Origin of the sequence: Rhodococcus sp. B50 (assembly GCF_013602415.1) — a bacterium.
GTDB lineage: Bacteria > Actinomycetota > Actinomycetes > Mycobacteriales > Mycobacteriaceae > Rhodococcus.
This window is the reverse complement of record NZ_WPAG02000002.1, coordinates 2422693-2445998: the sequence shown is the minus strand read 5'-3', so window position 1 is coordinate 2445998 and position 23306 is coordinate 2422693. Positions and strand designations below refer to the sequence as shown.

The window sequence follows — 23306 nt, the reverse complement described above, 5'->3', positions numbered from 1 at the left end:
GGACCGTTCGGGGTGGTGCGTCTACAGCGAGCCGGGTCTACAGACCAGGGCGCTTGCCGACCGTGAGCGTGACCTCTCCGGTGTGCGCGAAGAAGTCGTTGCCCTTGTCGTCGACGACGATGAAGGCGGGGAAATCCTCGACCTCGATCTTCCACACCGCTTCCATGCCGAGCTCTTCATACTCGACGACCTCGACGTTCTTGATGCAGTCGAGCGCCAGACGCGCGGCCGGGCCGCCGATGGAACCGAGGTAGAAACCGCCGTACTTGTGGCATGCGTCGGTGACCTGCTTCGAGCGGTTGCCCTTCGCGAGCATCACCATCGAGCCGCCGGCGGCCTGGAACTGGTCGACGTAGGAGTCCATGCGACCGGCCGTCGTGGGGCCGAACGAACCCGACGCGAGGCCCTCGGGGGTCTTCGCCGGACCAGCGTAGTAGACCGGGTGATCCTTCAGGTACTGCGGCATCTCCTCGCCGCGGTCGAGGCGCTCCTTGATCTTCGCGTGCGCGATGTCGCGCGCGACGACCAGCGGACCGGTGAGCGACAGGCGCGTCTTGACCGGGTGTTTGGACAGCTCGGCGAGGATCTCCGGCATCGGCCGGGTGAGGTCGATCTTGACCGCGGCGCCCTTGCCGGTGCCCGAGACACCCGACGTCTCGGAGTCGAGCCGGCTGTCGGTGACCTCGGGCAGGAACTGGCCTGGGTTGAACTCGAGCTGCTCGAGGAAGACACCCTCGGGGGTGATCTTGGCCTTGGCCTGCCGGTCGGCCGAGCACGAGACGGCGATCGCGACGGGCAGCGAGGCGCCGTGGCGGGGCAGCCGGATCACGCGGACGTCGTGGCAGAAGTACTTGCCGCCGAACTGCGCGCCGATACCGATCTTCTGGGTCAGCTCGAAGACCTTCTTCTCGAGCTCGTGATCACGGAAGCCGCGGCCGGTCATCGCACCCTCGGTGGGCAGCTCGTCGAGGTAGTGCGCCGATGCGTACTTGGCCGTCTTGAGCGCGAACTCGGCGGAGGTGCCGCCGACGACGATCGCGAGGTGGTAGGGCGGGCACGCCGCGGTGCCGAGCGACCGGATCTTGGCCTCGAGGAACTGCATCATCGAGTCCGGGTTCAGGATGGCCTTCGTCTCCTGGTACAGGTACGACTTGTTGGCCGATCCGCCGCCCTTGGCCATGAACAGGAACTTGTAGGCGTTCTCGTGGCCCTTCGCGGTGTCCGCGTACAGCTCGATCTGCGCCGGCAGGTTGTTGCCCGTGTTCTTCTCGTCCCACATCGTCAGCGGGGCGTTCTGCGAGTACCGCAGGTTCAGCTTCGTGTACGCGTCGTACACACCGCGCGCGATGGACTCCTCGTCGTCGCCCGGGGTGAGCACCTGCTGGCCGCGCTTGCCCATGACGATGGCGGTGCCGGTGTCCTGGCACATGGGCAGCACGCCGCCGGCGGCAATGTTTGCGTTCTTCAGGAGGTCGAGCGCAACGAACTTGTCGTTGTTCGACGCCTCGGGGTCCTCGAGGATGCTTGCCAGCTGCTTCAGGTGATCCGTGCGCAGGTAATGGGAGATGTCGTGCAGCGCGGTCTCGGTGAGCAGGCGCAGGGCCTCGGGCTCCACCTTCAGGAAGGTGCGGCCGTCGGGTCCTTCGACGGTGGACACCCCCTCGGTGGTCAGCAACCGATACTCGGTGGGGTCTTCCCCGATCGGCAGCAGGTCCTCGTAGAGGAAGTCGGCCATTGTTTCTCCTGGAAGAGGGCTGATGATCGCCGTACACGTTAGCGGCGCCGACGCAAGGCCTTGACAACGGGGCATGTGACGGACTCGACCTGCAGGCTGAATGTGACCTGCGTCTCGCGACTTTCGGCGGCGTGTTTATGTCGCCGACGGCCGGAAATCCCGCAAGGAAGTCGAGGCCGGAGTGTTCGCCGTCACGGCGGCCGGCAGGCCCCGATCCGTACACTTGACCGGATGTTCGAGAGTTTCCGGAGGGATCGCACGTGACCGCAGAAATCGAACGGTTGCCCTCGCCCGAGACCGGACGCCTGCCGTCGCTGGCCTGGCTTCCCCGTTTCCACGCCTGGATCGATCTCGCCGTCGTGATCGCGGTGCTCGTCACCACCAATCTGATCGCCCACTTCACCACCGCGTGGGCGTCGATCGCGACCGTGCCGATCGCAGCATGCGTGCTGGTCGCAATGATGCGCCGACGCGGCATGCGCTGGTCGGAACTCGGACTCTCACCCCGGCACTGGAAGAAGGGGACGCTCTACTCGGTAGCAGCCGTGGCCCTCGTCCTGGCGGTGGTCGCGATCGGTATCGCCCTGCCGTTCACCAGGCAGTTCTTCCTCTCCGAGCGCTACGCCACGATCTCCGGCGCCCTCGTCGCCTCGATGATCATCATCCCGCTCCAGACCGTCATCCCCGAGGAACTCGCCTTCCGCGGGGTGCTCCACGGAACCCTCGAGCGGGTGTGGGGCGCACGCGGGGTCTTCGCCGCGGGATCCTTGCTGTTCGGCCTGTGGCACGTCGCCTCGTCGTTCGGTCTCACGGCGGGTAATGCCGGCCTCAGCGCCTTCCTCGGCGCCGGGCTGCTCGCGCAGATCGCCGGCATCGTCGGCGCGGTGATCGCGACCGCCGCCGCGGGCTTCGTGTTCACGTGGCTGCGTCGTCGCAGCGGCAGCATCCTCGCGCCCATCGCGCTGCACTGGTCGCTCAACGGCGCCGGTGCCCTCGCTGCCGCGCTCGTCTGGCACGCCACACTCAACTGATGGCGCTGGCGGTCTGTCTCCTGTTCGACACCGAGACCGACCGCGCGATCCGGCGCCTGTGGGGCCGGCTCGAGGAGAGCGGCATCCCGACCCTGCTCACCCACACGCACCGCAAGCACGTGCCGCACCTGTCGTACGCGGTGCTGCGGACCTACGATCGGGCCGCCGTCGTCTCGGCCCTCGAGGACATGCCCGACGGGGGACCGGTCCCGGTCTACATCGACACGCTCGGGCTGTTCCGGCGCGGCCGGGCGTCGCTCGTGCCCGCCCCCTCGTCCGAACTCGTACAGCGGCAGGACCGCGTCGTGCGGGTCGTGGAGACGACGGGAGCGGACCTGCACCGCTACTACGTCCCGGGGCGCTGGACCCCGCACTGTTCGCTGAGTCCCCGAACCCGACGCGAGGAACTCGACCGCCTGGGCGCGGTCGTCTACGACGTGCTGCCCATCGAAGCGACACTCGATCACGCGGTGCTGATCGACACCGCCACCGGCGAGCACACGCCGCTACGGATGATCCCGTGAGGGAAACTCACTCCTCGGGGTTCTCCACCCACGGTCCGTACGGGGGTGGGCCCTCGCTCTGGATCTGCAGGCCGAAGTGCGGACAGTGCTTCCACACGTAGCCGTGCAGGACGTGTTCCTCCGACGTCGCGGTGTTCATCAGTACGAGGTCGCCGCTGGGGCGGTGTTCGAGGGCGAAGCCGGACTCCCGCTGATCGAGAACCCACCATTTCGCAGTGCTCATGTCGGTGTCCTCCGCATGATCCGCTCGGCAGACGCGCACCTCCCACGTTAGCGCGGAAACCGTTCGTGATCGGCCGATTCGGCGATCACGATCCGTTCAGGACCCGGGCCGTCGCCTCGTCGGCGGGATAGAACGCCTCGATCGCCAGTTCCGACACCGTCACGTCGAGCGGGGTCCCGAAGAGGGTGGTCGTGCTGAAGAACGACAACTCGCCGGCCTCGGTCCGCAACCGCATCGGCACGACCAGCGAATGCGGTTCGATCTCCTCGACCGGATCGTCGCAGGGATAACCGGCGAGTTCGTCGTACAGGCGCAGCAGGACGGGGTCGGCGGTCGCACCGATCTGGTGTTGCAGCCGGGCGAGCAGATGACCGCGCCACTGCCCGAGATCGACGATGCGCGGCGCCAGTCCCCGCGGGTGCAGAGTCAGTCGCAGCACGTTGATCGGCGGCTCCAGCAGTTCCGGAGCGCACCCCTCGACGAACACCCCGACGGCGTCGTTGGAATCGACCATCGTCCAGTGCCGGTCGACGACGAGTGCGGGAAAAGGGTGGTGCGACGACAGGATTCGCGTGATCGCGTCGGAGATCGCCGCCATCGGCATATCGCCGAGGTGATGCTCGGGGTAGACAGGCGCGTGTCCCGCCGCGACCAGGATGGTGTTGCGTTCGCGCAGCGGGATGTCCAGCCGGTCGCTCAGCTTCAGCACGGTCGCGTGTGACGGGCGGGACCGGCCGGTCTCGACGAAGCTGAGATGCCGCGACGAGATGCCGGCGGTGTGGGCCAGGGCGAGCTGGCTCAGGCCGCGGCGCTCGCGCCATGCCCGCAGCAGGGCGCCGGCGTGGGGAGTGTCGACCGTGGTCATGCACCCGACAGTAGAGCCGACCGGGAACGGTCACCATTACTTCCGGGGTAATCGATTCCGTGCACGACGCGGCGCAGGGTGGTCCCCATGAACGCATACGCAGTGGCTCATCTCCGCAACGTCGACCTCAACGACGACATCGTCCGGTACATCGAGACCATCGACGACACCCTCGCCCCGTACGACGGACGCTTCCTCGTCCACGGCGTCGACCCCGAAGGGATGGAAGGACCCTTCGAGGGGAACCTCGTGATCATCGAATTTCCCGACGTCGACCGTGCCCGGTCCTGGTACGAATCCCCGGAGTACCAGGCGATCCTCCCGCTTCGCACCGAGAACTCCGAGGGATGGGCGGTCGTCGTGCAGGGCACACCGCCCGACTACCGCGCCACCCACTTCCTCGACAAGGTGTTCGGCGCTCAGCGGTAGTTCAGGACAGGATGCCGGCCGCCCGGGCCGGTTCGGCGTAGGCCCGCGCCAGCGACTCCACCGTCTCGTGGGCGTTCAACCCGCTCGGATTGGGCACCACCCACAACGGGACGTCGCCGATCGTGTCGTCCTGCCGCCCGGCCTTCGCCTTGCGCCGGCCGAAGGCCGCGCGGTAGGCGGTGATGCCCGCGACCGCCACGGCGCGAGGGCGGAACTCCGCCACCACGTTCGCCAGATGGCGTCCGCCCTCACGCAGCTCCTCATCGGTGAGCTCGTCGGCGCGGGCCGTCGCACGCGGCGCCAGGTTCGTGATGCCGACACCTCGCTCGAGCAGGTGATCGCGGTCGGCATCGCTCATACCGGACGACGCGTCGATCAGCCGGTCGACGATGCCGGCACGGAACAGGGCGGGGTAGAAGCGATTTCCGGGCCGCGCGAAGTGGGCTCCCGTCGCCGCGGTCCACAATCCCGGATTGATGCCGACGAACAACAGGCGGCAACCGGGCGCGACGAGATCGGGGATCACCGCATCGCGGAAGGACTCGAGTTCGGCTCGTGTGAAACCCATCCACCCAAACTAGCCGGAGCGACGCTCAGTCCGGCGGGAGCCAGGCTCCGTGCAGGCCGGCCGGGACACGGATCGGCAGACGGGCCCGCGCGATCGGGCCCGACGCCGGGTCGGTCTCGGGGAAGACGAGGAACCAACTCGTCATGTCCGCCCGGTCGGTCGCGATCGCGCCCCAGTAGCCGCCCGAATCACCCGAGAGATAGGCCGGTTCGCCAGGGGAGAGGGTCTCGTGTGCCCAGACCGATTCGGTTCCGGACGCCACATCGAACCAGAAGAGCGAATCGGCCGCTCCCGCAGGGAGTTTCTGCGACCTGCTGCGTCCGATGGTCGCGACGACGGAGTGGCCGAGGGTCATCGACCGGTCGTCGATGCGGGGGAACTCGATGTCTCGTTCGTGCAGGGTCGTGCGGGTCACCCCGTTGCGACCGATCACGGCGCGTCGCAGGACGGACCGGTTCGGACCCGTTTTCTCGGTCAACGCGCCCGGATACGCCCATTCCACGTAGTCGAGTGCGACGTCGCCGTCGGGCAGGTCGAACGCGTTGGCGGTGTGCCACATCCAGAATGTGTCGGTCGAGAACCACCGCACCGCCCCACCGTCGCGGGGGACGAGCGCGACACGCGTTCCGAGATCCGGCTTCCAGTCGAGCGGCGACCCGCCGGAGAAGATCTGCGAGAGGTCGAACACGAGCGGGGCCAGGACCAGAACGACGTAGGTCGGTGTCAACGCCATGTCGTGGATCATCAACGGCCGGTCGACGCCGTCGATCGGGGTCGGCGCGCGCGTCACCGTCCCGTCCGGTGCGACCACCGACCAGGTCAGATACGGCGGGTCGAGCATGTAGCAGAAGGCGACCATCTCGCCGGTGTGCGGATCGATCTTCGGGTGCGCCGTCAGCCCGACCGGCAGCGTTCCGTCGAAGGTCTCGCGTCCGAGCGTCTCGAGGTCGGAACCCAGCGTGTACGGCGGCGCTGCCTCGGCCATCGCCATGAGCCGCCCGCCGTGCCGGACGATGTTGATGTCCGGCAGCTCGCGCATGGTGTTCGCGAGGTCGGGCCCGACCTCCTCCTCGGGAGGGAAGTACGGATCGGTGATGCCGGCCCACAGGGCGCGGCCGGCCTTCTCCTCCGCGACGACCTGCGGGGTCCGCACGAACCGGTTCGTGTAGCGGGCGGTGCCCTCGGAGATCTGCACGCGATGGACCATGCCGTCACCGTCGATCGGATAGACGTAGTGGCCGATCGGGTCGAAGCGCGGATTGGGTCCGTTGCGGAGGTAGCTTCCGTGCAGATCGGCGGGGAGTTCCCCGTCGACCTCGAGATCGCGGACGTCCACTTCCTCGCGTTGAGGCGCGAACAGGCCACTGAGATGCGGATGGTGTGTCAGGTCGACAGGCGCCGGACGTTGCATGGCGACTCGCTTCGGTGGAGGCGAAATTCTTCCGTGGGGAAATCGTAGGACCGGGAAGGGCGATCGGTTCGTGATTCGGCGCGCCCGATCCGGCACCCGCGGACAGGGGCCGTGCATCGGATAGGGTTGTTGCCTACGTGCAGGACCGATAGTGCGGCCGCACGGCCGCGACGTTAGGGGAAGGTGTGCAGCGCCGGAACGCGATCGGAAACTCCGTCCGGAACACCGGAGGTGGCGAGGCCACGTTGCCGCCGTACACGGATCTTCTCTGGCCGACCGTGCAGGCGGTGATCGAGCTCGGCGGATCCGGCGTCATCGAGGAGATCGATTCCGCCGTGATCGCCCGGACCGGACTGTCCGAGGAAGCACGGGCAGTGCTCCACGGCGACGGCCCCGGAACGGAGATCGAATACCGGCTGGCCTGGGCCCGGACGTACCTCAAGGGCATGGGTCTGCTGTCGAACACGCGCCGCGGTGTGTGGAGCGTGACCGACCGCGGCCGCGCTGTGCGCGAGTCGGAGATCAAGCCCATGCAGGTCGCGTACACGGCCGAGAAGCGCCGCAAGCGCATGGTGCGGAACGTCTCGCAGGGCGCCCAGGTCGTGCCGCTCGCAGCCGCCCCCGAGGATCCCGAACTGTGGCGCGAACCGGTCCTCGGTGCCGTCGCCGACCTGTCCGAGGACGGTTTCGAACGGCTCGCCACCGCGGTGCTGCGCGCGGCCGGATTCACCACCCTGACGATTCCGGCTCCGGGCGGATCCCACGCCCCCGAGGGCCATGTCGAGGGCACCGGAGTCCTGCGCGTGTCGCTGCTGAGCTTCTCCGTGTTCTTCCGTTTCCTGCGGGCACCGGAGAAGGCGGGTGCCGACGTGGTCCGCGAGTTCCGCGCCGCGATGGTCGGGCGGGGCGAGAAGGGCCTGCTCGTCACCACCGGATCGTTCACCGAGGACGCGCGCGCCGAAGCCCACCGGCACGGTGCCCCGCCGATCGATCTCGTCGACGGCGACGGGTTGTGCGATCTGCTCAAGGAGCACGGTCTCGGTGTCCGCTCCACCGTGCGGACGGTGGAGGACGTCGCCCTGGTGCCCGCCTTCTTCGCCGAACTGTCCGGTCGCTGAGCACGCCGCTTCGCCGGGACAGGCGCTGTAGCCGCGACCTGTCCAATTCCCTGGTGTGGCCGGTGAGCCGCCTGTGATTGTGGTGCAATACGGCGGACGTACATACGGCGATACGAAGGACAGGTTTTCGATGACCCTTTCGCGGCGGGACATGTTGCGGTACGCGACGCTCGGATCGGGCGTCGCATTGATCTCTGCGCTCGGCGCACCGGGGCTCGCCCAGGGACGCCAAGTGCTCGGGACCATCGTCGACTATTCGGCCGCCGTGCCGTCGCCCTCCTCGATCCGTGCCGCCGGCCATATCGGCGCCATCCGGTACGTGTCCGATGCGCGGCCCGACGCCGCGTGGATGCGGGCCAAGCCGCTCACCGGATCGGAAGCGGACGCGCTGATCGGCAGCGGACTCGAAGTGGTCTCGTGCTACCAGTTCGGCAGGGCCGAGACCGCCGACTGGCTCGGCGGCTACGAGGCGGGTCTGAAGCACGCCCGGCGCGGTCTCGAACTGCACTACGCGGCCGGGGGACCGGACAACCGTCCGATCTACGCCTCGATCGACGACAACCCGAACTTCGAGCAGTTCACGACCCGCATCGTGCCGTATCTGCTGGGTTGGCAGGAGGTCGTGGGAGCCGGGAATCTCGGTGTGTACGCCAACTCGCCGACCATCGACTGGGCATCGGCGGTCTCCCTCGGGTCCTTCTACTGGCAGCACGACTGGGGCACGCCCAAGGGCTACGTCCATCCGCGGGCGAACCTGCACCAGATCCCGGGCGAGGTCCGTATCGACGGCATCGGCGTCGACATCAACCACGTGCTCACGCCCGACTACGGCCAGTGGTCGCGCGCAGGCAGCGCACCGAACACCGGCCCGGGGCTCCTGGGCAGCTAGCGCCCCGAGTCAGGTCTCGTCGGCGGGTCGCAGCGTACGGTCCGCCGACGGAATGAGCGCCGTGAACACGAGTGCCAGCACCGCCGCTCCCACCGCGACGAGGAAGGTGGCGCGGAAGGCGTCGAGGGCGGGGACGACGGAGTCTCCGATCCGCTGGGTCATCGCCGCGAGGATCACGCCGATCACGGCCGCGGCGCTCGTCGTGCCGATCGAGCGCATCAGGGTGTTGAGACTGTTGGCCGCGGCGGACTCGCGCAGCGGTACGGCACCCATGATGAGCGCCGGCATCGCGGCGTAGGCGAGGCCCACACCCGCGCCGATGAGCATCGAGGCGCCCACGATGTGCCAGACCTCCTGGTACAGCACATATGCCATGAGATACCCCAGGCCCACGAGCACCGCGCCGCAGCCGAGGGTCACGCGGGCTCCGAACCGCGTCGTGATGCGGGCGGAAACGGGGGACAGTGCCATCATGACGAGTCCTGCGGGAGCGAGCGCGATCCCGGCGGTGACCATCGTCTGCCCGAAGCCGTAGCCGGTCTCCGTGGGTGCCATCAGCAGTTGAGGAAACGCCAGGATGTTCGAGTACATCGAGAACCCGAGTGCCACCGACGCGAGGTTCGTCATGAGGATCGGCCGGCGGGCGGACAACCGCAGGTCCACGAGCGGCCTCGGCACCCGCAGTTCGTACAGGCCCCAGCCGACGAACACCACGAGTGCCCCGGCGAGCATCCCGAGGATGGCCGGGGAGGTCCATCCCCAGTCGTTGCCCTTGGTGACGGGCAGGAGCAACAGCACGAGGGCGACGGAGAGCGCGAGCGCCCCGGCGATGTCGAAGCGTCCCGGATTGCGTTGTGACGACTCGGGCACGACGAGCAGGATCGCGGCGATACCGATGAGCCCGAGCACCAGCGACGCGACGAACAGCATGTGCCAGTCCGTCGCCTGGGCGACGAAGGCGGCGAGAGGTAATCCGATCGCGCCGCCGACACCCATCGTCGCGCTGATCGTTGCCATCGCGCCCGGCAGGCGTCGCGGGGGCAGTTCGTCGCGGAGGATCGCGATACCGAGCGGGATGGCACCCACCGCGGCGCCCTGGAGGGCACGGCCTACGACGAGCGGGATCAGTGTGGACGACAGTGCGCACACGGTCGAACCGAGGACCATCATCGTCAACGAGGCGAGGAGCATCCGGCGCTTGCCGAACATGTCACCGAGGCGACCGCTGATCGGGGTGATCACCGCGCCGGCGAGGAGAGTTGCCGTCACGGCCCAGGACGTGTTCTGGGGTGTCGCGCCGACGAGCACCGGAAGCCGGGGGAGGATCGGGACGATCAGGGTCTGCATGAGCGCGACGCTGATACCGACGGTCGCGAGAACCGGCACGATGCCCCGCGGAGCGGGAACCTCCCTGGTGGGGATCGGTGTCTCTATGGCCATGCGACTCCTCGGTCCGGGGCCGGGGTGACGCGGCCGACGAAAATTCGTGCGCGATACGAACGACGCTCATCTCGTGTCTAACACGGCGGGGCCGACGATCCCTAGTACCTTCCCGCAGTCCGGTCCCGTGCGGCCGTGCGATCGGTCGCCTTGCGTCAGGACTGACAGTGCTTGTCGGGCTCGGATTCGTCGACTGTGATGGAGAACAGCGGATGGTCGTCGGGTGCGGAATGGTCGCCGCGCCACGACAGCAGCGACCAGCGCGACAGGCCCGACAGCGCCGAACCGAGGCTCGCGAACGACAGCGAGGACAAGGCCGAACCGAACGATCCCACGGAGCCGATGGACAGGACCGACCCGCAGCTACCGATCGACAGGATCGAGTACGAGGAACCGATCGACAGGATCGACCGCTCCGACGCGATCGAGAGGATCGAACGGTGGGAGAGGACCGAGCGGCGGGAATTCACGGACGCGGCGCCGGCCGGGTGCCGGAGACGACGCTGCTTCGACGGGTTGCGCGACGCGGTGAAGGCCATGCTCCGGTCTATCACGCCCGGCGTCGACGGGGAAGACACGAAGGCCGCCGGGAAAAACTCCCGGCGGCCTTCGGTGAGTACGTGAATCAGGGAACGGCGACGAGACCCACGGTGGGCAGGAAGGTGCACGAACGCGGATCGGCACCCTCGTCCTGCGTGGTGATTCCACCGGAGATCACGGCGAGGACCTGACCCGAACCGGTGTCGGCGATCGCGCTCAGCGTGGTCGGGCCCTCGGGGTTGATCTTCGCGTCGTTGGTGAGCGGCTGCGTGCCCGTGCGTCCGTTGGAGACGTTGACCCAGCTCAGGGTGAGCGGCTGCTGCTGTTCGCCGGCGGCGGGTGCGGTGCCCAGCGCGGTGAAGACGAAGCCGGTCTGGCCTGCGCCCGGTCCGGGAGGGGGAAGGTGCGACGGACCCGCGACCGCGAGGGCGGTGCCCACGGAGTCCTGGCTGTCGCCGATGCAGCCCTTGCCGATCGTCGGGTAGAGGAACTGCGAGATCACCACGGCGCCGGGCTCGGGGATGTCGGGTCCGCCGCCGCCGCTGCCGTCGAGGAAGGTGATGACGCGCTGGAGCGTGCTCTTCACGGACTCGGGGAGTTCGGAGTTCGCGAGCAGTTCCTTGGCCTGCGCGAGCAGGTCGTTCTTGCCGTCGGCCGCGTCGGCGACGTCGGCGGGGCCTGCAGCCGCACCGATGATCGCGGGTGCGAGGGAAGCCAGGGCCTCGACCTCTTCGGGGTTTGCCCGGACCCCGGCGAGCAGGTCGGTCAACGACTCGACGGAAAGATCGGCGGGAATCTCGAACTGGGGCAGTTCGACGAGCCCTGCCAGATCCGGCAGCGGGGGTGGCGCCGGTTGCGCGACGGCCTGAGTAGGCACGGCCAATCCCGCGGTGGCGGCGAGTGCGCACAGCGTGAGCGCCCGTCGCATTCCTCGAGTACGAAGCACTGTTCCCCATCCTTGTCGTTGAAGCATCCGGTTGTTCGGGACGAACGACCGGATGCTGACGGCTCGAGGGGACACTCTATGGACCCCCCGCACACGGGACAAGCCTGCCGTTTCGGAACGGCGCGCCCATCGCTGGTTCGGGATTCTAACCACGGGGTGTTCCGTCCCTCGGATCCTGTCGAACATAACGCGTCCGACCTGAGAAGATTGTGACTGTAGATGAAATCGTTACAGGAGTGAACTCCGGTTCGTTTGCATGCCTATCGGAACGGTAATCTCCTTCGCCGGGTCCGGTTCACCGGACGGACGTTCGACGGGAGAGGCCGCACCGCAGTGCCACGAGGGTTTCCTTCGCACCGGATGTGGTGGTGCGCGGCGTTACTGGCGCTGTCCGTCGTCGTCCGCCTGGCCTGGGGATTCATCACTCCCAACGGGATGAACCTCGTCGACCTGCACGTCTACGTCGACGGATCGGCTGCCTTGTTGCAGGGGAATCTCTACGGGTTCACCTATTCGGAGGACACCCCCGACTTCCCCCTTCCGTTCACCTACCCACCCTTCGCCGCGCTCGTCTTCCTGCCCCTGCACCTGATCCCGTTCGGTGTCCTGGGCGTGGCATGGCAGCTGCTGACGGTCGCTGCGCTCTTCGCCGTCGTGTGGATCTCCCTCGAACTCGTCGTAGGTGACGGTGATGTCGACGAGGGTGGCGCCGACGCGCGGGCGCGGAGCAGGTCGCGGCTCGGTACCGCGATGGTGTGGACGGCCGTCGGGATATGGACCGAACCGGTCCGCACCACCCTCGACTACGGGCAGATCAACGTCTTCCTCGTCCTCGGCGTGATGCTCGCAGTGCACAGTTCGCGGTGGTGGCTGTCGGGCGGTCTCGTCGGCGTGCTCGCCGGTATCAAGCTCACCCCGGCGATCACCGGTCTGTACTTCCTCGCGCAACGGCGCCGGCGCGAGGCGGCGTTCTCCGCCGTCGTCTTCGCGGGCACGGTCCTGGTGAGCCTGCTCGTGCTCGGCTCCCAGGCCACCACCTACTTCGGCTCCCTCTTCGGCGACGCGGACCGGATCGGGCCGGTCGTCTCGGTGTGGAACCAGTCGCTGCGCGGCGCCCTGAGCCGCGTCGCCGGTGAGGACGTGGGACTCGGCCCGATGTGGTTGCTCGCCGTCCTCGTCTGCGCCGTCCTCGCGTTCGCGGCGTGGCGGTCGCTCCGGCCGTTGCCCGACGGAACCCACGATCGTCTCGGCACGCTGCTGGTCGTGCAGCTGTTCGGCCTGCTCGTCTCGCCCATCTCGTGGGTCCATCACTGGGTATGGGTGGTTCCGCTGCTGCTGTGGCTGGTCTACGGACCTGCGGCACGCACACTCGGTGCCCGCACCGTCGCCGTGAGCTGGGCGGCGATCACGCTGATCGGCGTCCCCTGGGTGCTCAGCACGGCGCAGAACTCGATCTGGGACGTCGAACGCCCGGCTCCGCTCGCCTGGCTCGGCGCGGTCAACGTCGTGGGTGTCCTCGCCGTCTACGTCGCCATGATCCTCGTCGGCCGCGGGGGACGGGACGAGCAGGGAACTACAGACCCGAGCGTCGGGCCTCCTCGTCGATCCGACGCGCCAGAGCCGGATCCGACTCCGTGATGCCACCGGCCGAGTGTGTGCTCAACGCGAAGGTCACCTTCCGCCACCTGATGTCTATGTCCGGATGATGGTTCGCCTCCTCGGCGACAACGGCCACCCGGTCGACGAGCGTGATCGCGTCGGGAAAGGTCGGCGCCTCGATCGTGCGGACCAGCGACTGCCCTGTGCGGTGCCAGTGCGGCAGTTCGGCCAGTGCGGCGTCGATCTCTCCGTCCGTCAGCAGCTGGGACATGACTCATTCTGGGACGATGCAGGTCATGTCTGCAAGCACTTCGTCTGCGAGTACACCGGCGCCCGACGGGCACGTCGTGGCCGGTGCCGTCATCCGGGGCGGACGCGTGCTGCTCGCCCAGCGCCTCCGGCCCGCCGAGCTCGCGGGTCTGTGGGAACTGCCGGGCGGCAAGGCCGAACCGGGGGAGAGCGCGGAAGCGGCGCTCGTTCGGGAGCTGAGGGAAGAACTCGGTGTCGAGGTGCGCGGCGCGGAACGTCTGGGCGTCGCGGTGCCGTTGGCCGGGGGCCGGGAGTTGTGTGCCTACCGCGTCGAGCTCGTCTCGGGTGACCCCGAGCCGCTCGATCATGCGGCGTTGCGGTGGGTCGATGCGGACGAACTCGGGCGGATCGATCTCGTCCCGGCCGACCGCGCGTGGATTCCGGATCTACGGGAGCATCTGCAGCGCTGAGTCAGGCGGCACGGGCCCGGTCGAGATATTTGCGCAGTTCCTTCTTGCTCAGACCGTCGTTCTCGACCTTCTTCATGCGCATGACGACGACGGGGCATTTCAGGCACCGAGTCTTCTTGCGGCAGCACTTCTTCTTCGGCTTCAGGTCTGCGACCTTGCTCGCCTTCACCTTCCCCATACGTCCCGCCTGCCTTTCACAGACCAGCGCGCGGCGAATCCACCGGCTGGCGAAGGTTAGCATTCCCTTACTTCTAGACCAAGGGTCGACGTGGCACCGGATTCGGCCCGCGCATCTCTCCTGGAAGTGTCGAACGTCACCCCGATCGTTTCCGACCTGCGGATATCGGGTGAGGTAGACGCGGCAACCGACGAGCGGCCTGTAAAGTGTATTGACGGCCGCAGTGCCTGCACGCCGAGTATCGGACGGGGCAGGTAGCTCGCAATTTCGCGTCGCGGCCATCGATACGAACGCCGTACGGGCGAGGTGCCGACCGGGTCCAGTGCCGTGTGGCCGGACTACAGCCAGGAGAGCTATCGCGTGAGCACCGCAGATTTTCGGAACGTCGCCATCGTGGCGCACGTCGACCACGGAAAGACCACTCTCGTCGACGCCATGTTGCGCCAGTCGGGCGCGTTCGCCGAACGTGCGGAACTCGTCGACCGTGTCATGGACTCGGGAGACCTCGAACGCGAGAAGGGCATCACCATTCTCGCGAAGAACACCGCCGTGCACCGCCACAACGCCGACGGCACCGTCACGGTCATCAACGTCATCGACACCCCCGGCCACGCCGACTTCGGTGGTGAGGTCGAGCGCGGCCTGTCCATGGTCGACGGTGTCGTCCTGCTCATCGACTCCTCCGAGGGACCGCTGCCGCAGACGCGCTTCGTGTTGCGTAAGGCTCTTGCTGCCTCGCTGCCCGTGATCCTCGTCGTCAACAAGACGGACCGTCCCGACGCGCGTATCGCCGAGGTCGTCGAGGAGAGCCAGACCCTGCTGCTCGACCTTGCATCCGACCTCGACGACGAAGCTGCCGAGGCGGCCGAACTCGCACTCGAACTGCCGGTCCTCTACGCCTCCGGCCGCGAGGGCAAGGCGTCGCGGAAGCAGCCCGAGAACGGGCAGGTCCCCGACGCGGAGAACCTCGACGAGCTCTTCGAAGTCCTCATGGAGTGCATCCCCGCACCCAAGGGTGACGCGTCGGCCCCGCTGCAGGCACACGTCACCAACCTCGACGCCTCCGAGTTCCTCGGACGTCTCGCGCTGCTGCGCATCCACCAGGGTCAGCTGCGCAAGGGCCAGACCGTTGCGTGGATGCACGCCGACGGGGTCAAGAACGTCAAGATCACCGAGCTGCTCAAGACCGTCGGTGTCGAGCGGCAGCCCGGCGACGTCGCGGTCGCAGGCGACATCGTCGCCGTCGCCGGCATCCCCGAGATCATGATCGGTGACACCCTCGCCGACGCGGAGAACCCGGTCGCGTTGCCGCGCATCACCGTCGACGAGCCGGCGATCTCGGTGACCATCGGCACCAACACCTCGCCGCTGGTCGGCCGGGCGCAGGGCCACAAGCTCACCGCGCGCATGGTCAAGTCGCGCCTCGACTCCGAGCTCGTCGGCAACGTGTCGCTGCGTGTGCTCGACATCGGCCGACCCGATGCGTGGGAGGTCCAGGGCCGAGGCGAACTCGCTCTCGCGATCCTCGTCGAGCAGATGCGCCGCGAAGGCTTCGAGCTCACCGTGGGCAAGCCCCAGGTGGTCACCAAGCAGGTCGACGGCAAGGTGCACGAGCCCTACGAGGAGCTGACCATCGACTCGCCCGAGGAGTATCTCGGCTCGATCACCCAGCTGCTCGCAGCGCGCAAGGGCAAGATGGTCCAGATGACCAATCACGGAACCGGCTGGGTCCGTATGGAGTTCATCGTGCCGTCGCGCGGCCTCATCGGGTTCCGCACCGACTTCCTCACCGAGACCCGCGGCACCGGCATCGCCAACGCCGTCTTCCACGGCTACGCGCCGTGGGCGGGCGAGATCCGCGCGCGCCACACCGGTTCGCTCGTGTCCGACCGCGCGGGTTCGGTCACCCCGTTCGCGATGATCCAGCTCGCCGACCGTGGCACGTTCTTCGTCGAGCCGGGCAGCGACACCTACGAGGGCCACGTCGTCGGCATCAACCCGCGCGCCGAGGACCTCGACATCAACGTCACCCGCGAGAAGAAGCTCACCAACATGCGCTCCTCCACCGCCGATGTGATGGAGACGCTCGCCAAGCCCATCGAGCTCACCCTCGAGGCGGCCATGGAGTTCTGTGCGGCCGACGAGTGCGTCGAGGTCACCCCGGAGATCGTGCGGGTGCGCAAGCTGCACCTGTCGCAGACCGACCGGGCCCGCGCACGGTCCCGTGAGAAGGCCCGCAACAAGTAGTCCAGGTGTGGGGTGGCCCCGGCGAGCGCATGCTGGCCGGGGCCACCCACGTACCACCTGCCTCACGGAAGGAGCCCGAGTGTCGCGTACGCGCGCTCGTCGCCGACTGATCGGGGCGACGGCAGGCATGGCCGTGGCTGCGCTGGTCCTGACGGCCTGCACCGCCGACCCGCCTCCGCCGATCGAACAAGCGGAGCCCACCACGACTCCCGCTCCCGCACCGCAGCGCAGCACGGTGGTGGTCGCGATCGACGAGGTCGGCTCGGGCTTCAACCCGCATCTGCTCGCAGATCAGTCGCCGGTCGCCAACGCGGTCGCCGAACTCGTGCTCCCCAGTGCCTTCCGGGCCGTGCCCGATCCGGAGAATCCCGCGGCGACGCTGCTGGTTCCCGACGACTCGCTGCTCCTGTCCGCCGAGGTCACCGACGAGGCTCCGTTCACAATCACCTACCGCCTGCGCGACGAGGCCCAGTGGTCGGACGGTGCGCCGATCGCCGCCGAGGACTTCCGGTATCTGTGGCAGCAGATGATCACCCAGGTCGGCGTGGTCGACCCTGCCGGTTACCGGCTCATCGATGACATCCGGTCGTCGGGCGGAGGCAAGACCGTCACCGTCACGCTGCGCGAGCCGTATCCCGCGTGGCGCGAACTGTTCACCGATCTGCTGCCCGCCCACCTGGTGAAGGACACACCGGGTGGATTCTCCACCGGGCTGTCCGAGACGATCCCCGTGTCCGGTGGGCGGTTCCAGGTCGACAACGTCGATCGCGGGCGCGCCGAAGTCCTGCTCGAACGCAACGACCGGTTCTGGGCCACCCCGGCCGGACCCGACGAACTGCTGATGCGCCGCGCCGGCACCGATGCCCAGGTGACCGAATCCGTGCGCAGCGACGACGCCCAGGTGGTCCAGAGCGCGGGCGGCGTCGCCCTGGAAGCGCAGCTCGCCGCCGTGCCGGGCGTGCGCACCGGTGTTCAGCTCCAGCCGCGCACACTCGACCTGACCCTCAACACCCGCACCGCCGAACTCGCCGATCCGAGGGTCCGGCGAGGCGTGCTCGACCTGCTCGATCCCGACCTGCTCGGGCTCGTCGCCACCGGTGACAGCACCGAGATGGTGCGCGCCCGTGCTCAGGTTCTCGCGCCGTCCGATCCGGGCTACGCCGACACGATGCCGCCGCGACTGCCCCGGGAGGAGGCCCTCGGCCGACTCGCCGAGGCCGGATATCTGCCGGTCCCACCCGCTGAGCTCCCGGCACCCGCAGATCCGGCCGCGCCTGCCACACCCGAGACCACGACGTCCGCATCGCCGACGAGCGGGGCTCCCGAGCTGACGCGGGCGGGTGCTGCGGCGTTGCCCGAGGGCGCCCTGGCCCGGAACGGGGAGCCGTTGACGCTGGTGCTGGGCGTGCCGGAGGGAGACGAGACCGCGCGGGCCGTCGCACGCACCGCCGTCGACCTGTGGCGCAGCGCCGGGATCGACGCGTCGGTCGACGAACTGCCCCCGGACGAGCTGTACGGCGAGGCTCTCGTCGAGGGCAGCGTGCACGCGATCGTCGGCTGGATGCGCGCCGGAGGCGATCCCGCCACGGCAGCGCTGTCCCGGTTCGGATGCGTACCGGTGGCCGCAGCACCCACCGCGGCGGGGGAGGACCTCCCGCCGACGCCCGCACCCGCCGCCCCGGAGGCGACACGGCCACCGGGCGGAACCCCGTCGGATCCTCCGACCACCACACTCGACGAGGACGACGTGGAGGAACGCGAGGACGCCGTCGCAGCGCAGCTCGAGGCTCCGAGCAACCTCTCGGGCGCATGCGATCCGGGCCTCGAACCGGATCTGCTGGCCGCTCTGAACGGCGCCGCCGATCCGGCGGACGTCGTCGCCGACGCACAGCCGAGGCTGTGGGATCTCGCGGTGAACCTGCCGATCCTGCAGGACAGGGCCGTCGTCGCTGCCGGTCCGGGTGTCGAGAACGTCTCGCTGACAGCCGCTGTCGCCACCGGTATTCTCGGCGACGCCCATCTGTGGGGAAGGACCACACCGTGACCGACACTCCGGGGGCCGTCCCCAACGATGCGGATCGCCGACTTCTGCTCGTCCACGCACATCCCGACGACGAAACTCTCACCACCGGCGGCACCATCGCCCGGTACGTCGCCGAAGGCGCCGAGGTCACCGTCGTGACCTGCACGCTCGGTGAGGAAGGTGAAGTGATCGGCGACGAGTGGGCCCAGCTCACTGCGGATCGTGCCGATCAGCTCGGCGGCTACCGCATCCTCGAACTCACGCGGGCGCTCGGCGCCCTCGGCGTCGATCGTCCCCGGTTCCTGGGCGGTGCCGGGCACTGGCGCGACTCGGGGATGGCGGGCACCCCTTCCGCCGACAATCCCCGCGCCTGGGTCAACGCCGATCGCGACGAGGCGGTCGAGGCGCTCGTCACGGCGATCCGGGAGACGCGTCCTCACGTGGTCGTCACCTACGACCCCTACGGCGGCTACGGCCATCCCGACCACATCGCGGTACACGAACGGGTGACCGCGGCCGTCGAGGCGGCGGGAACCGAGGACTACCCGTCCGCCGGTGCGGCCTGGACTCCCGCGAAGGTCTACTGGACCGTCACCGAACGGTCCGCACTCGAACGCGGCGTCGCGGCCATGGGCTCGCTGCCCGAAGGATGGCGCCGCCCTGAGTCGGGCGAACTGCCGAGCGTGCCCGACGACGAGGTCACCACCGTCGTCGACGTCCGTTCGGTGCTGGACGCGAAGCGAACCGCGATGGCGGCGCACGCGACCCAGGTGCTGGTCGCGCCGGACGGCGAGCAGTTCGTGCTGTCCAACCTCGTCGCCCAGCCCGTCCTCGACCACGAGCACTTCGTGCTCGTTCGCGGTCGGCTCGGCCTCACCGACCCCACGGGACGAGAGGACGACCTCTTCTCCGGCATCGGTTAGTGTGATCTGCGTCATCAGTGAGGTCGGCAGTGGCGCAGGTCACCCGTCCTCACGTCACGCAGACACATACCGTGCAGGGGGTTGTCGATGTACAACTGGTCCGTCCAGAACCAGATCGTCGCGTTCGTGGACTCGCTGAGGCCCTACGCCGACGAGATCAGGGCCGACTACTGGCACGCGTTGTACGCCTTCGTCGACCAGCAGAGCGCCCTGCTCACCATGCTCGGATACCCGCCGGTTCCCTGACGCCCCGTAGGTGAGCGACGGGCGGTTCCGCAGACCCCGGTTGCGTTCGCGCCCGTCCGGTAGCGCACCATCGAAGCATGACGGTCGATCCAGCAACCGCTGCACCCCTCGAGTCACCGGCGGACGTCCGGCCACGCCGGGGCCTCGTCGCGCTGCTCGTGCTCGATGGGGCGCTGTGCGCCCTGTTGTCGGTCTTCTACCTCGGTCTGTACATCGCCGGGGTGCCCTTCCCGATCACGATCCTGCTGGCCGGACTCGCGAACCTGCTCCTGGTGGTGGCCGTCCGCGCCGAGACCGGTTCCCTGCGCACCGCGACCCTGCCGCTGGTGGCGTGGGCCGTCGTCTTTCTCGTCTGCCTCGTGGGCGGGCCGGGTGGCGATCAGCTCGCAATCGGCGACTGGCGGACCCTGCTGTTGCCGGTGGCGGCGCTCGCCCCGGCCGGCGGCTACCTGTTCTCGGCCCGCATCAAAGAGATCACCCGAGCGGTAGAAGCTACCCAGGCGGTAGGAGCGACGCAGCCCGGGCCGCGTCCCTGAGTACGTCGGTCACCATCTCCTGCGTCAACCGGCCGGTGAAGGTGTTCTGCTGGCTGACGTGATAGCAACCGAACAGGTGCAGCGGACGTTCCCGCGCCGCGGTCGGAGCCAGCAGCGCGTGCGCACCGTGCCCGAACTTCGGACGGGGAACGGGGATCGTCCACCCCGCAGCCGACAGGACGGGCAGTAGCGCCTGCCATCCGAAACCGCCGAGGACGACGACCGACCGCAGGGTGGGGGAGAGCAGGTCGAGCTCCTGTTCCAGCCAGTGCCGGCAGGTGTCGCGTTCCACGACGGTGGGGCGATTGGCCGGCGGCGCGCAGTGCACCGGTGACGTGATGCGCGTGCCGAACAGTTCGAGGCCGTCGCCGATGTGCGTCGCGGTCGGCTGCGACGCGAGCCCCGCGTCGTACAGGGCCGCATACAGCACGTCGCCCGACCGGTCGCCCGTGAACATCCGTCCCGTGCGATTCCCGCCGTGCGCGGCGGGCGCCAGCCCGACGATCAGCAGGGATGCATCGGCCGGCCCGAATCCCGGGACGGGCCGGCCCCAGTACTCCTCGTCGCGGAATGCCGCTCGTTTCTCCCGCGCGACCTGCTCGCGCCACGCGACCAGCCGCGGACAGGCGCGGCAGTCGACGAGCACGTCATCGAGTTCGGCCAGCGTCGCGGGAGGAGTGCCGCGCAACGGTCCTCGGCCCGAGGAGGGTGTCATGTCTCGATCCATCCTTCCCCCATACCCGGTGTGACCTCCTGAACCAGGGCCCATGCCTCGTCCACCGGGATGTCGATCACCTCGTAACGGCCCGAGCCCGCCGGAGTCGCCGCGACGACGGTCGCGAGACCGGCCCGGCGCTGGAAGAAGGTCTGCCGCACCGTCCATCCGATCACACCGTCCGCGTCGAGGCAGATGCGCTGCCGGTCGATCGAGCCGCTGCGGGCGACGAGATGACCGTCGACGACGGCGTGGCCGAGACCCCGGTAGCGGTCCTGCGCCAGTGCGCACGCCCCCGCGACCAGCAGCACGATCACCGTGACGAGCACCGGTACGGGCACGCGCCGCTCGGTGACGGTGAGGGCGGCGAGCCCCACGACCACCACGACACCCACCGGCCACAACGTCCGCACGTAGCGGCGACGACGGGCTCGGGGACCGTGACTGCGCAGCGGCGCATCGAGCGGTAGCCGCTGGGTGAGCACCTCGGCCGCGACCCGCCGGACCTCCCCGTCCGGCGCCGACGGCAGGACCAGCGACGAACCACCCTGCTGCGCCGTCCTGCCCGTCATGACGGCGTCGAGCCGCGCGGCGCCGACCAGTCGCAGTGCCAGCGGTTCGCGCAGTGCGACACCGCGCAGCCGCGCCCGGTCCAGGGTGGTGTGACGGGTCGTGAGCAGGCCGTGCGCGATGCGCAGGACCCGGTCGTCGTCGGTGACGCGCAGGTCGCCGTAGACCATCAGGTAGCGCACGCACGCGGCCGGACTGGCGACCAGAACGACCACCAGGACGAGGATCACCAGCGCGACCACCAGTCCCAGATCCTCCGCGGCCTCGACCGCGCGGCGGACGACCTGCGACTCGGCGATCCACCGGCCTAGTCCGAACTGGAAGGCGGCACCGGCGATCGCTGCGACGGCGAGCAGTCCCGTGGTGGAGAAGGGGGCGTAACGCACCCAACCCGGATCGAACCGCGCCAGCTGCCGCTCGGTCGGGACTGCGGACACAGGCATCGGCTCGGACAGCTCGGACGGCGCGGCACCCTGCTCCCCGCCGGTCAGGAGAACGGCACGCAGTTCGGGGACGGCGGCGATCGGGAGCCCGTTGAGTTCGAACCGGTTGCGGTCGGCACCTCCGCTCTGCCCGGTACCGATCTTCACGACGGCCAGGCCGAGGACGCGGTGCAGGAGGCGCTGTTCGACGTCCACCGAGCGGATGCGACTGCGGGGGATCGACAACTCGCGTCGCTGCAGCAGGCCGCGGCGGAGTTCGACGTGCACGGGCCCGACGCGGTAGGTGGTGGTGAACCAGCGCAGCAATCCGACCAGCACGAGCACGCCCGTCGCCACCAGCCCCCACCCCGGATTTCCGCTGGTGGTGCCGATGACGAACGATCCGGCGAGCACGGGCAGCAGGCGCAGGATCTCCTCGATCGGATGGATGAGCAACATCCTGCGGTCCAGGCGCGACCACGGCACCTGCTCGTCCGTCTCGGCCGCGGGCGCGGCGGTGTCGTTCATGTCGCGTCCGTCTCGGAGCGGGCCGCGAGCGCGGTCAGGCGAGCGACGGTCTCGTCGGCGACCCGGCTGTCGAGCCCGACGATCTCCACCGCACCTGCCGCGGACGCGGTGGTGACGGTGACGGTGGTCAGATCGAGCCAACGGTCGAGCGGGCCCCGTTCGGTATCGACGGTCTGGATCCGCGAGATCGGCGCGATGCGGTGTTCCTGCGTCCACCAGCCCGAACGGGTGTAGACCGCCGTGTCGTCCATCTCCCAGCGATGGACACGGAAACGCCAGGCCGGCACCACCGCGACGTGCAGTCCGCCGAGGATGACGGTCGCTGCCGCCGCGGCGATGTGCCATCCGGCCCCCACGGGTGCGACGAGCACCCACACGACCTGCGCGACGACGAGCGGCATCCACATCAGTGCAGCACTCACGGCCCACAGCACACGGGCCTTCGGGCTCGGCCGCCACGAGGGTTCCCTCATGACCACGCGCGCCTCCGACCGCGCACCGTCGGTCGGCCCCGCCGATGCACCCTCGACCGCCACCTCGTCGTCCTCCACCCACGCCTCCTGCTCCACCGGGACCGGTGTCCGGTTCCACGCTAGGCTGGGATCCGTAGAACCCGGCCGGACTCGCCCGATCCGACGAGTGCGGATCGGTCCGTTCAGAGGAGGAGATCGCAATGACAGAGTCGAATGCGCTCGGCATCGAGATCCAGTCCGACAACGATTCCGAGGCCGACCGGCTCGAGCAGGCCACTCCCGTCTACGACGATCCTGCCGACGATCTGCCCTCGAGCGTGCCGCTGGAGGCGGACCCCGCCGACACCTACGAGCAGAACCGCGAGATCCCCGTGGACGACGACTACCCGCACGAATAGACCCCGAGGT

Annotated in this window: 26 protein-coding genes; 13 read left to right on the top strand and 13 right to left on the bottom strand. The window is 68.8% G+C overall.

Annotated elements, in window-relative coordinates; all coding sequences use genetic code 11:
• Positions 1-37 precede the first annotated feature (37 nt).
• On the bottom strand, positions 38-1735 hold the full coding sequence (locus GON09_RS11460; RefSeq protein ID WP_213931900.1) for a fumarate hydratase: 1698 nt from the start codon (positions 1733-1735) through the stop codon (positions 38-40).
• A 281-nt stretch (positions 1736-2016) separates the two neighbouring features.
• On the opposite strand from GON09_RS11460, the gene GON09_RS11455 reads away from it, so the two are divergent.
• Both GON09_RS11455 and GON09_RS11450 read left to right on the top strand, forming a co-directional pair.
• The gene (locus GON09_RS11455; RefSeq protein WP_085989295.1) at positions 2017-2766 is read left to right on the top strand and encodes a CPBP family intramembrane glutamic endopeptidase; all 750 of its coding nucleotides are present in this window, start codon (positions 2017-2019) and stop codon (positions 2764-2766) included.
• Positions 2766-3290 (top strand): 2'-5' RNA ligase family protein, encoded by a 525-nt coding sequence (locus tag GON09_RS11450; protein WP_060651727.1) that lies wholly within the window; start codon positions 2766-2768, stop codon positions 3288-3290. The genes GON09_RS11455 and GON09_RS11450 overlap by 1 nt, the downstream gene beginning before the upstream one ends.
• 7 nt (positions 3291-3297) lie before the next feature.
• Here the strand turns inward: GON09_RS11450 and GON09_RS11445 are convergent, their stop codons facing one another.
• Together GON09_RS11445 and GON09_RS11440 are read right to left on the bottom strand one after the other, a co-directional pair.
• The gene (locus tag GON09_RS11445) at positions 3298-3513 is read right to left on the bottom strand and encodes a hypothetical protein (RefSeq protein ID WP_026061451.1); all 216 of its coding nucleotides are present in this window, start codon (positions 3511-3513) and stop codon (positions 3298-3300) included.
• A gap of 85 nt (positions 3514-3598) precedes the next feature.
• Positions 3599-4378 (bottom strand): helix-turn-helix domain-containing protein, encoded by a 780-nt coding sequence (locus GON09_RS11440; RefSeq protein WP_213931899.1) that lies wholly within the window; start codon positions 4376-4378, stop codon positions 3599-3601.
• An 87-nt stretch (positions 4379-4465) separates the two neighbouring features.
• Between GON09_RS11440 and GON09_RS11435 the strand changes: the two genes are divergently transcribed.
• Positions 4466-4807 carry a DUF1330 domain-containing protein gene (locus GON09_RS11435; RefSeq protein ID WP_060651725.1) on the top strand — a complete coding sequence of 114 codons (342 nt, stop codon included), beginning with the start codon at positions 4466-4468 and terminating at the stop codon, positions 4805-4807.
• 1 nt (position 4808) lies between these two features.
• Here GON09_RS11435 and mug read toward each other — a convergent pair whose 3' ends face one another.
• Entirely contained in the window at positions 4809-5375 is a 567-nt protein-coding gene (gene mug, locus GON09_RS11430) for a G/U mismatch-specific DNA glycosylase (protein WP_060651724.1), read from the bottom strand.
• A 25-nt stretch (positions 5376-5400) separates the two neighbouring features.
• A complete protein-coding gene (locus GON09_RS11425) occupies positions 5401-6786 on the bottom strand; it encodes a carotenoid oxygenase family protein (RefSeq protein ID WP_213931898.1) in 1386 nt (461 codons plus the stop codon).
• A gap of 185 nt (positions 6787-6971) precedes the next feature.
• Between GON09_RS11425 and GON09_RS11420 the strand changes: the two genes are divergently transcribed.
• Positions 6972-7904, top strand: a complete 933-nt coding sequence (locus tag GON09_RS11420; protein ID WP_213931897.1) for a winged helix-turn-helix domain-containing protein — start codon at positions 6972-6974, stop codon at positions 7902-7904.
• Positions 7905-8034: 130 nt separating this feature from the next.
• Entirely contained in the window at positions 8035-8793 is a 759-nt protein-coding gene (locus GON09_RS11415; protein WP_213931896.1) for a DUF1906 domain-containing protein, read from the top strand.
• 9 nt (positions 8794-8802) lie between these two features.
• Here the strand turns inward: GON09_RS11415 and GON09_RS11410 are convergent, their stop codons facing one another.
• From GON09_RS11410 to GON09_RS11400, 3 genes are all read right to left on the bottom strand, one after another.
• The gene (locus GON09_RS11410) at positions 8803-10233 is read right to left on the bottom strand and encodes an MFS transporter (protein ID WP_060651720.1); all 1431 of its coding nucleotides are present in this window, start codon (positions 10231-10233) and stop codon (positions 8803-8805) included.
• Positions 10234-10388: 155 nt separating this feature from the next.
• Positions 10389-10772, bottom strand: coding sequence for a hypothetical protein (locus GON09_RS11405; RefSeq protein ID WP_244865493.1), 384 nt, complete (start codon positions 10770-10772; stop codon positions 10389-10391).
• An 86-nt stretch (positions 10773-10858) separates the two neighbouring features.
• Complete coding sequence (locus GON09_RS11400; protein WP_213934415.1) at positions 10859-11701, bottom strand: Rv1157c family protein; 843 nt, start codon at positions 11699-11701, stop codon at positions 10859-10861.
• A gap of 378 nt (positions 11702-12079) precedes the next feature.
• Between GON09_RS11400 and GON09_RS11395 the strand changes: the two genes are divergently transcribed.
• A complete protein-coding gene (locus GON09_RS11395) occupies positions 12080-13357 on the top strand; it encodes a mannosyltransferase (RefSeq protein WP_213934414.1) in 1278 nt (425 codons plus the stop codon).
• Here GON09_RS11395 and GON09_RS11390 read toward each other — a convergent pair.
• Positions 13293-13589 carry a 4a-hydroxytetrahydrobiopterin dehydratase gene (locus GON09_RS11390; protein ID WP_213931895.1) on the bottom strand — a complete coding sequence of 99 codons (297 nt, stop codon included), beginning with the start codon at positions 13587-13589 and terminating at the stop codon, positions 13293-13295. The two genes, GON09_RS11395 and GON09_RS11390, sit on opposite strands and share 65 nt — an antisense overlap.
• Before the next feature lie 25 nt (positions 13590-13614).
• On the opposite strand from GON09_RS11390, the gene GON09_RS11385 reads away from it, so the two are divergent.
• On the top strand, positions 13615-14037 hold the full coding sequence (locus GON09_RS11385) for a (deoxy)nucleoside triphosphate pyrophosphohydrolase (protein ID WP_213931894.1): 423 nt from the start codon (positions 13615-13617) through the stop codon (positions 14035-14037).
• Position 14038: 1 nt separating this feature from the next.
• Here the strand turns inward: GON09_RS11385 and GON09_RS11380 are convergent, their stop codons facing one another.
• Positions 14039-14215: a hypothetical protein gene (locus GON09_RS11380; RefSeq protein WP_213931893.1), complete on the bottom strand. Its 177-nt coding sequence runs from the start codon at positions 14213-14215 to the stop codon at positions 14039-14041.
• 360 nt (positions 14216-14575) lie between these two features.
• Here GON09_RS11380 and typA point away from each other — a divergent pair, with 360 nt between their 5' ends.
• From typA to GON09_RS11355, 5 genes are all read left to right on the top strand, one after another.
• Positions 14576-16462, top strand: coding sequence for a translational GTPase TypA (typA, locus tag GON09_RS11375; protein WP_213931892.1), 1887 nt, complete (start codon positions 14576-14578; stop codon positions 16460-16462).
• Between the two features lie 127 nt (positions 16463-16589).
• Positions 16590-18506, top strand: a complete 1917-nt coding sequence (locus GON09_RS11370; protein ID WP_213934413.1) for an ABC transporter family substrate-binding protein — start codon at positions 16590-16592, stop codon at positions 18504-18506.
• Positions 18485-19408, top strand: a complete 924-nt coding sequence (mshB, locus tag GON09_RS11365) for an N-acetyl-1-D-myo-inositol-2-amino-2-deoxy-alpha-D-glucopyranoside deacetylase (RefSeq protein ID WP_213931891.1) — start codon at positions 18485-18487, stop codon at positions 19406-19408. Before GON09_RS11370 ends, mshB begins: the two co-directional genes overlap by 22 nt.
• Positions 19409-19495: 87 nt before the next feature.
• The gene (locus GON09_RS11360; RefSeq protein WP_213931890.1) at positions 19496-19654 is read left to right on the top strand and encodes a hypothetical protein; all 159 of its coding nucleotides are present in this window, start codon (positions 19496-19498) and stop codon (positions 19652-19654) included.
• A 77-nt stretch (positions 19655-19731) separates the two neighbouring features.
• Entirely contained in the window at positions 19732-20190 is a 459-nt protein-coding gene (locus tag GON09_RS11355) for a hypothetical protein (RefSeq protein WP_213931889.1), read from the top strand.
• On the opposite strand, the gene GON09_RS11350 is transcribed toward GON09_RS11355, so the two are convergent.
• Genes GON09_RS11350 through GON09_RS11340 form a run of 3 tightly spaced genes read right to left on the bottom strand, consistent with a single transcriptional unit; the run spans position 20147 to position 22994 of the window.
• On the bottom strand, positions 20147-20905 hold the full coding sequence (locus GON09_RS11350) for a uracil-DNA glycosylase (RefSeq protein ID WP_213931888.1): 759 nt from the start codon (positions 20903-20905) through the stop codon (positions 20147-20149). The genes GON09_RS11355 and GON09_RS11350 overlap by 44 nt on opposite strands.
• The gene (locus GON09_RS11345; protein ID WP_213931887.1) at positions 20902-22425 is read right to left on the bottom strand and encodes a PH domain-containing protein; all 1524 of its coding nucleotides are present in this window, start codon (positions 22423-22425) and stop codon (positions 20902-20904) included. Before GON09_RS11345 ends, GON09_RS11350 begins: the two co-directional genes overlap by 4 nt.
• A complete protein-coding gene (locus GON09_RS11340; protein WP_213931886.1) occupies positions 22422-22994 on the bottom strand; it encodes a PH domain-containing protein in 573 nt (190 codons plus the stop codon). The genes GON09_RS11345 and GON09_RS11340 overlap by 4 nt, the downstream gene beginning before the upstream one ends.
• Positions 22995-23098: 104 nt before the next feature.
• On the opposite strand from GON09_RS11340, the gene GON09_RS11335 reads away from it, so the two are divergent.
• Positions 23099-23296 carry a hypothetical protein gene (locus GON09_RS11335; RefSeq protein ID WP_213931885.1) on the top strand — a complete coding sequence of 66 codons (198 nt, stop codon included), beginning with the start codon at positions 23099-23101 and terminating at the stop codon, positions 23294-23296.
• Positions 23297-23306 lie beyond the last annotated feature (10 nt).

Coding starts and splice junctions, on each gene's coding strand:
- GON09_RS11345 (WP_213931887.1), bottom strand. CDS start 22,425: ATGAACGACACCGCCGCGCCCGCGGCCGAGACGGACGAGCAGGTGCCG.
- GON09_RS11390 (WP_213931895.1), bottom strand. CDS start 13,589: ATGTCCCAGCTGCTGACGGACGGAGAGATCGACGCCGCACTGGCCGAA.
- GON09_RS11415 (WP_213931896.1), top strand. CDS start 8,035: ATGACCCTTTCGCGGCGGGACATGTTGCGGTACGCGACGCTCGGATCG.
- GON09_RS11395 (WP_213934414.1), top strand. CDS start 12,080: ATGTGGTGGTGCGCGGCGTTACTGGCGCTGTCCGTCGTCGTCCGCCTG.
- GON09_RS11370 (WP_213934413.1), top strand. CDS start 16,590: ATGGCCGTGGCTGCGCTGGTCCTGACGGCCTGCACCGCCGACCCGCCT.
- GON09_RS11425 (WP_213931898.1), bottom strand. CDS start 6,786: ATGCAACGTCCGGCGCCTGTCGACCTGACACACCATCCGCATCTCAGT.
- GON09_RS11440 (WP_213931899.1), bottom strand. CDS start 4,378: ATGACCACGGTCGACACTCCCCACGCCGGCGCCCTGCTGCGGGCATGG.
- GON09_RS11400 (WP_213934415.1), bottom strand. CDS start 11,701: ATGCGACGGGCGCTCACGCTGTGCGCACTCGCCGCCACCGCGGGATTG.
- GON09_RS11380 (WP_213931893.1), bottom strand. CDS start 14,215: ATGGGGAAGGTGAAGGCGAGCAAGGTCGCAGACCTGAAGCCGAAGAAG.
- GON09_RS11450 (WP_060651727.1), top strand. CDS start 2,766: ATGGCGCTGGCGGTCTGTCTCCTGTTCGACACCGAGACCGACCGCGCG.
- GON09_RS11435 (WP_060651725.1), top strand. CDS start 4,466: ATGAACGCATACGCAGTGGCTCATCTCCGCAACGTCGACCTCAACGAC.
- GON09_RS11405 (WP_244865493.1), bottom strand. CDS start 10,772: ATGGCCTTCACCGCGTCGCGCAACCCGTCGAAGCAGCGTCGTCTCCGG.
- GON09_RS11385 (WP_213931894.1), top strand. CDS start 13,615: ATGTCTGCAAGCACTTCGTCTGCGAGTACACCGGCGCCCGACGGGCAC.
- GON09_RS11445 (WP_026061451.1), bottom strand. CDS start 3,513: ATGAGCACTGCGAAATGGTGGGTTCTCGATCAGCGGGAGTCCGGCTTC.
- GON09_RS11355 (WP_213931889.1), top strand. CDS start 19,732: ATGACGGTCGATCCAGCAACCGCTGCACCCCTCGAGTCACCGGCGGAC.
- GON09_RS11335 (WP_213931885.1), top strand. CDS start 23,099: ATGACAGAGTCGAATGCGCTCGGCATCGAGATCCAGTCCGACAACGAT.
- GON09_RS11350 (WP_213931888.1), bottom strand. CDS start 20,905: ATGACACCCTCCTCGGGCCGAGGACCGTTGCGCGGCACTCCTCCCGCG.
- GON09_RS11460 (WP_213931900.1), bottom strand. CDS start 1,735: ATGGCCGACTTCCTCTACGAGGACCTGCTGCCGATCGGGGAAGACCCC.
- GON09_RS11360 (WP_213931890.1), top strand. CDS start 19,496: ATGTACAACTGGTCCGTCCAGAACCAGATCGTCGCGTTCGTGGACTCG.
- mug (WP_060651724.1), bottom strand. CDS start 5,375: ATGGGTTTCACACGAGCCGAACTCGAGTCCTTCCGCGATGCGGTGATC.
- GON09_RS11410 (WP_060651720.1), bottom strand. CDS start 10,233: ATGGCCATAGAGACACCGATCCCCACCAGGGAGGTTCCCGCTCCGCGG.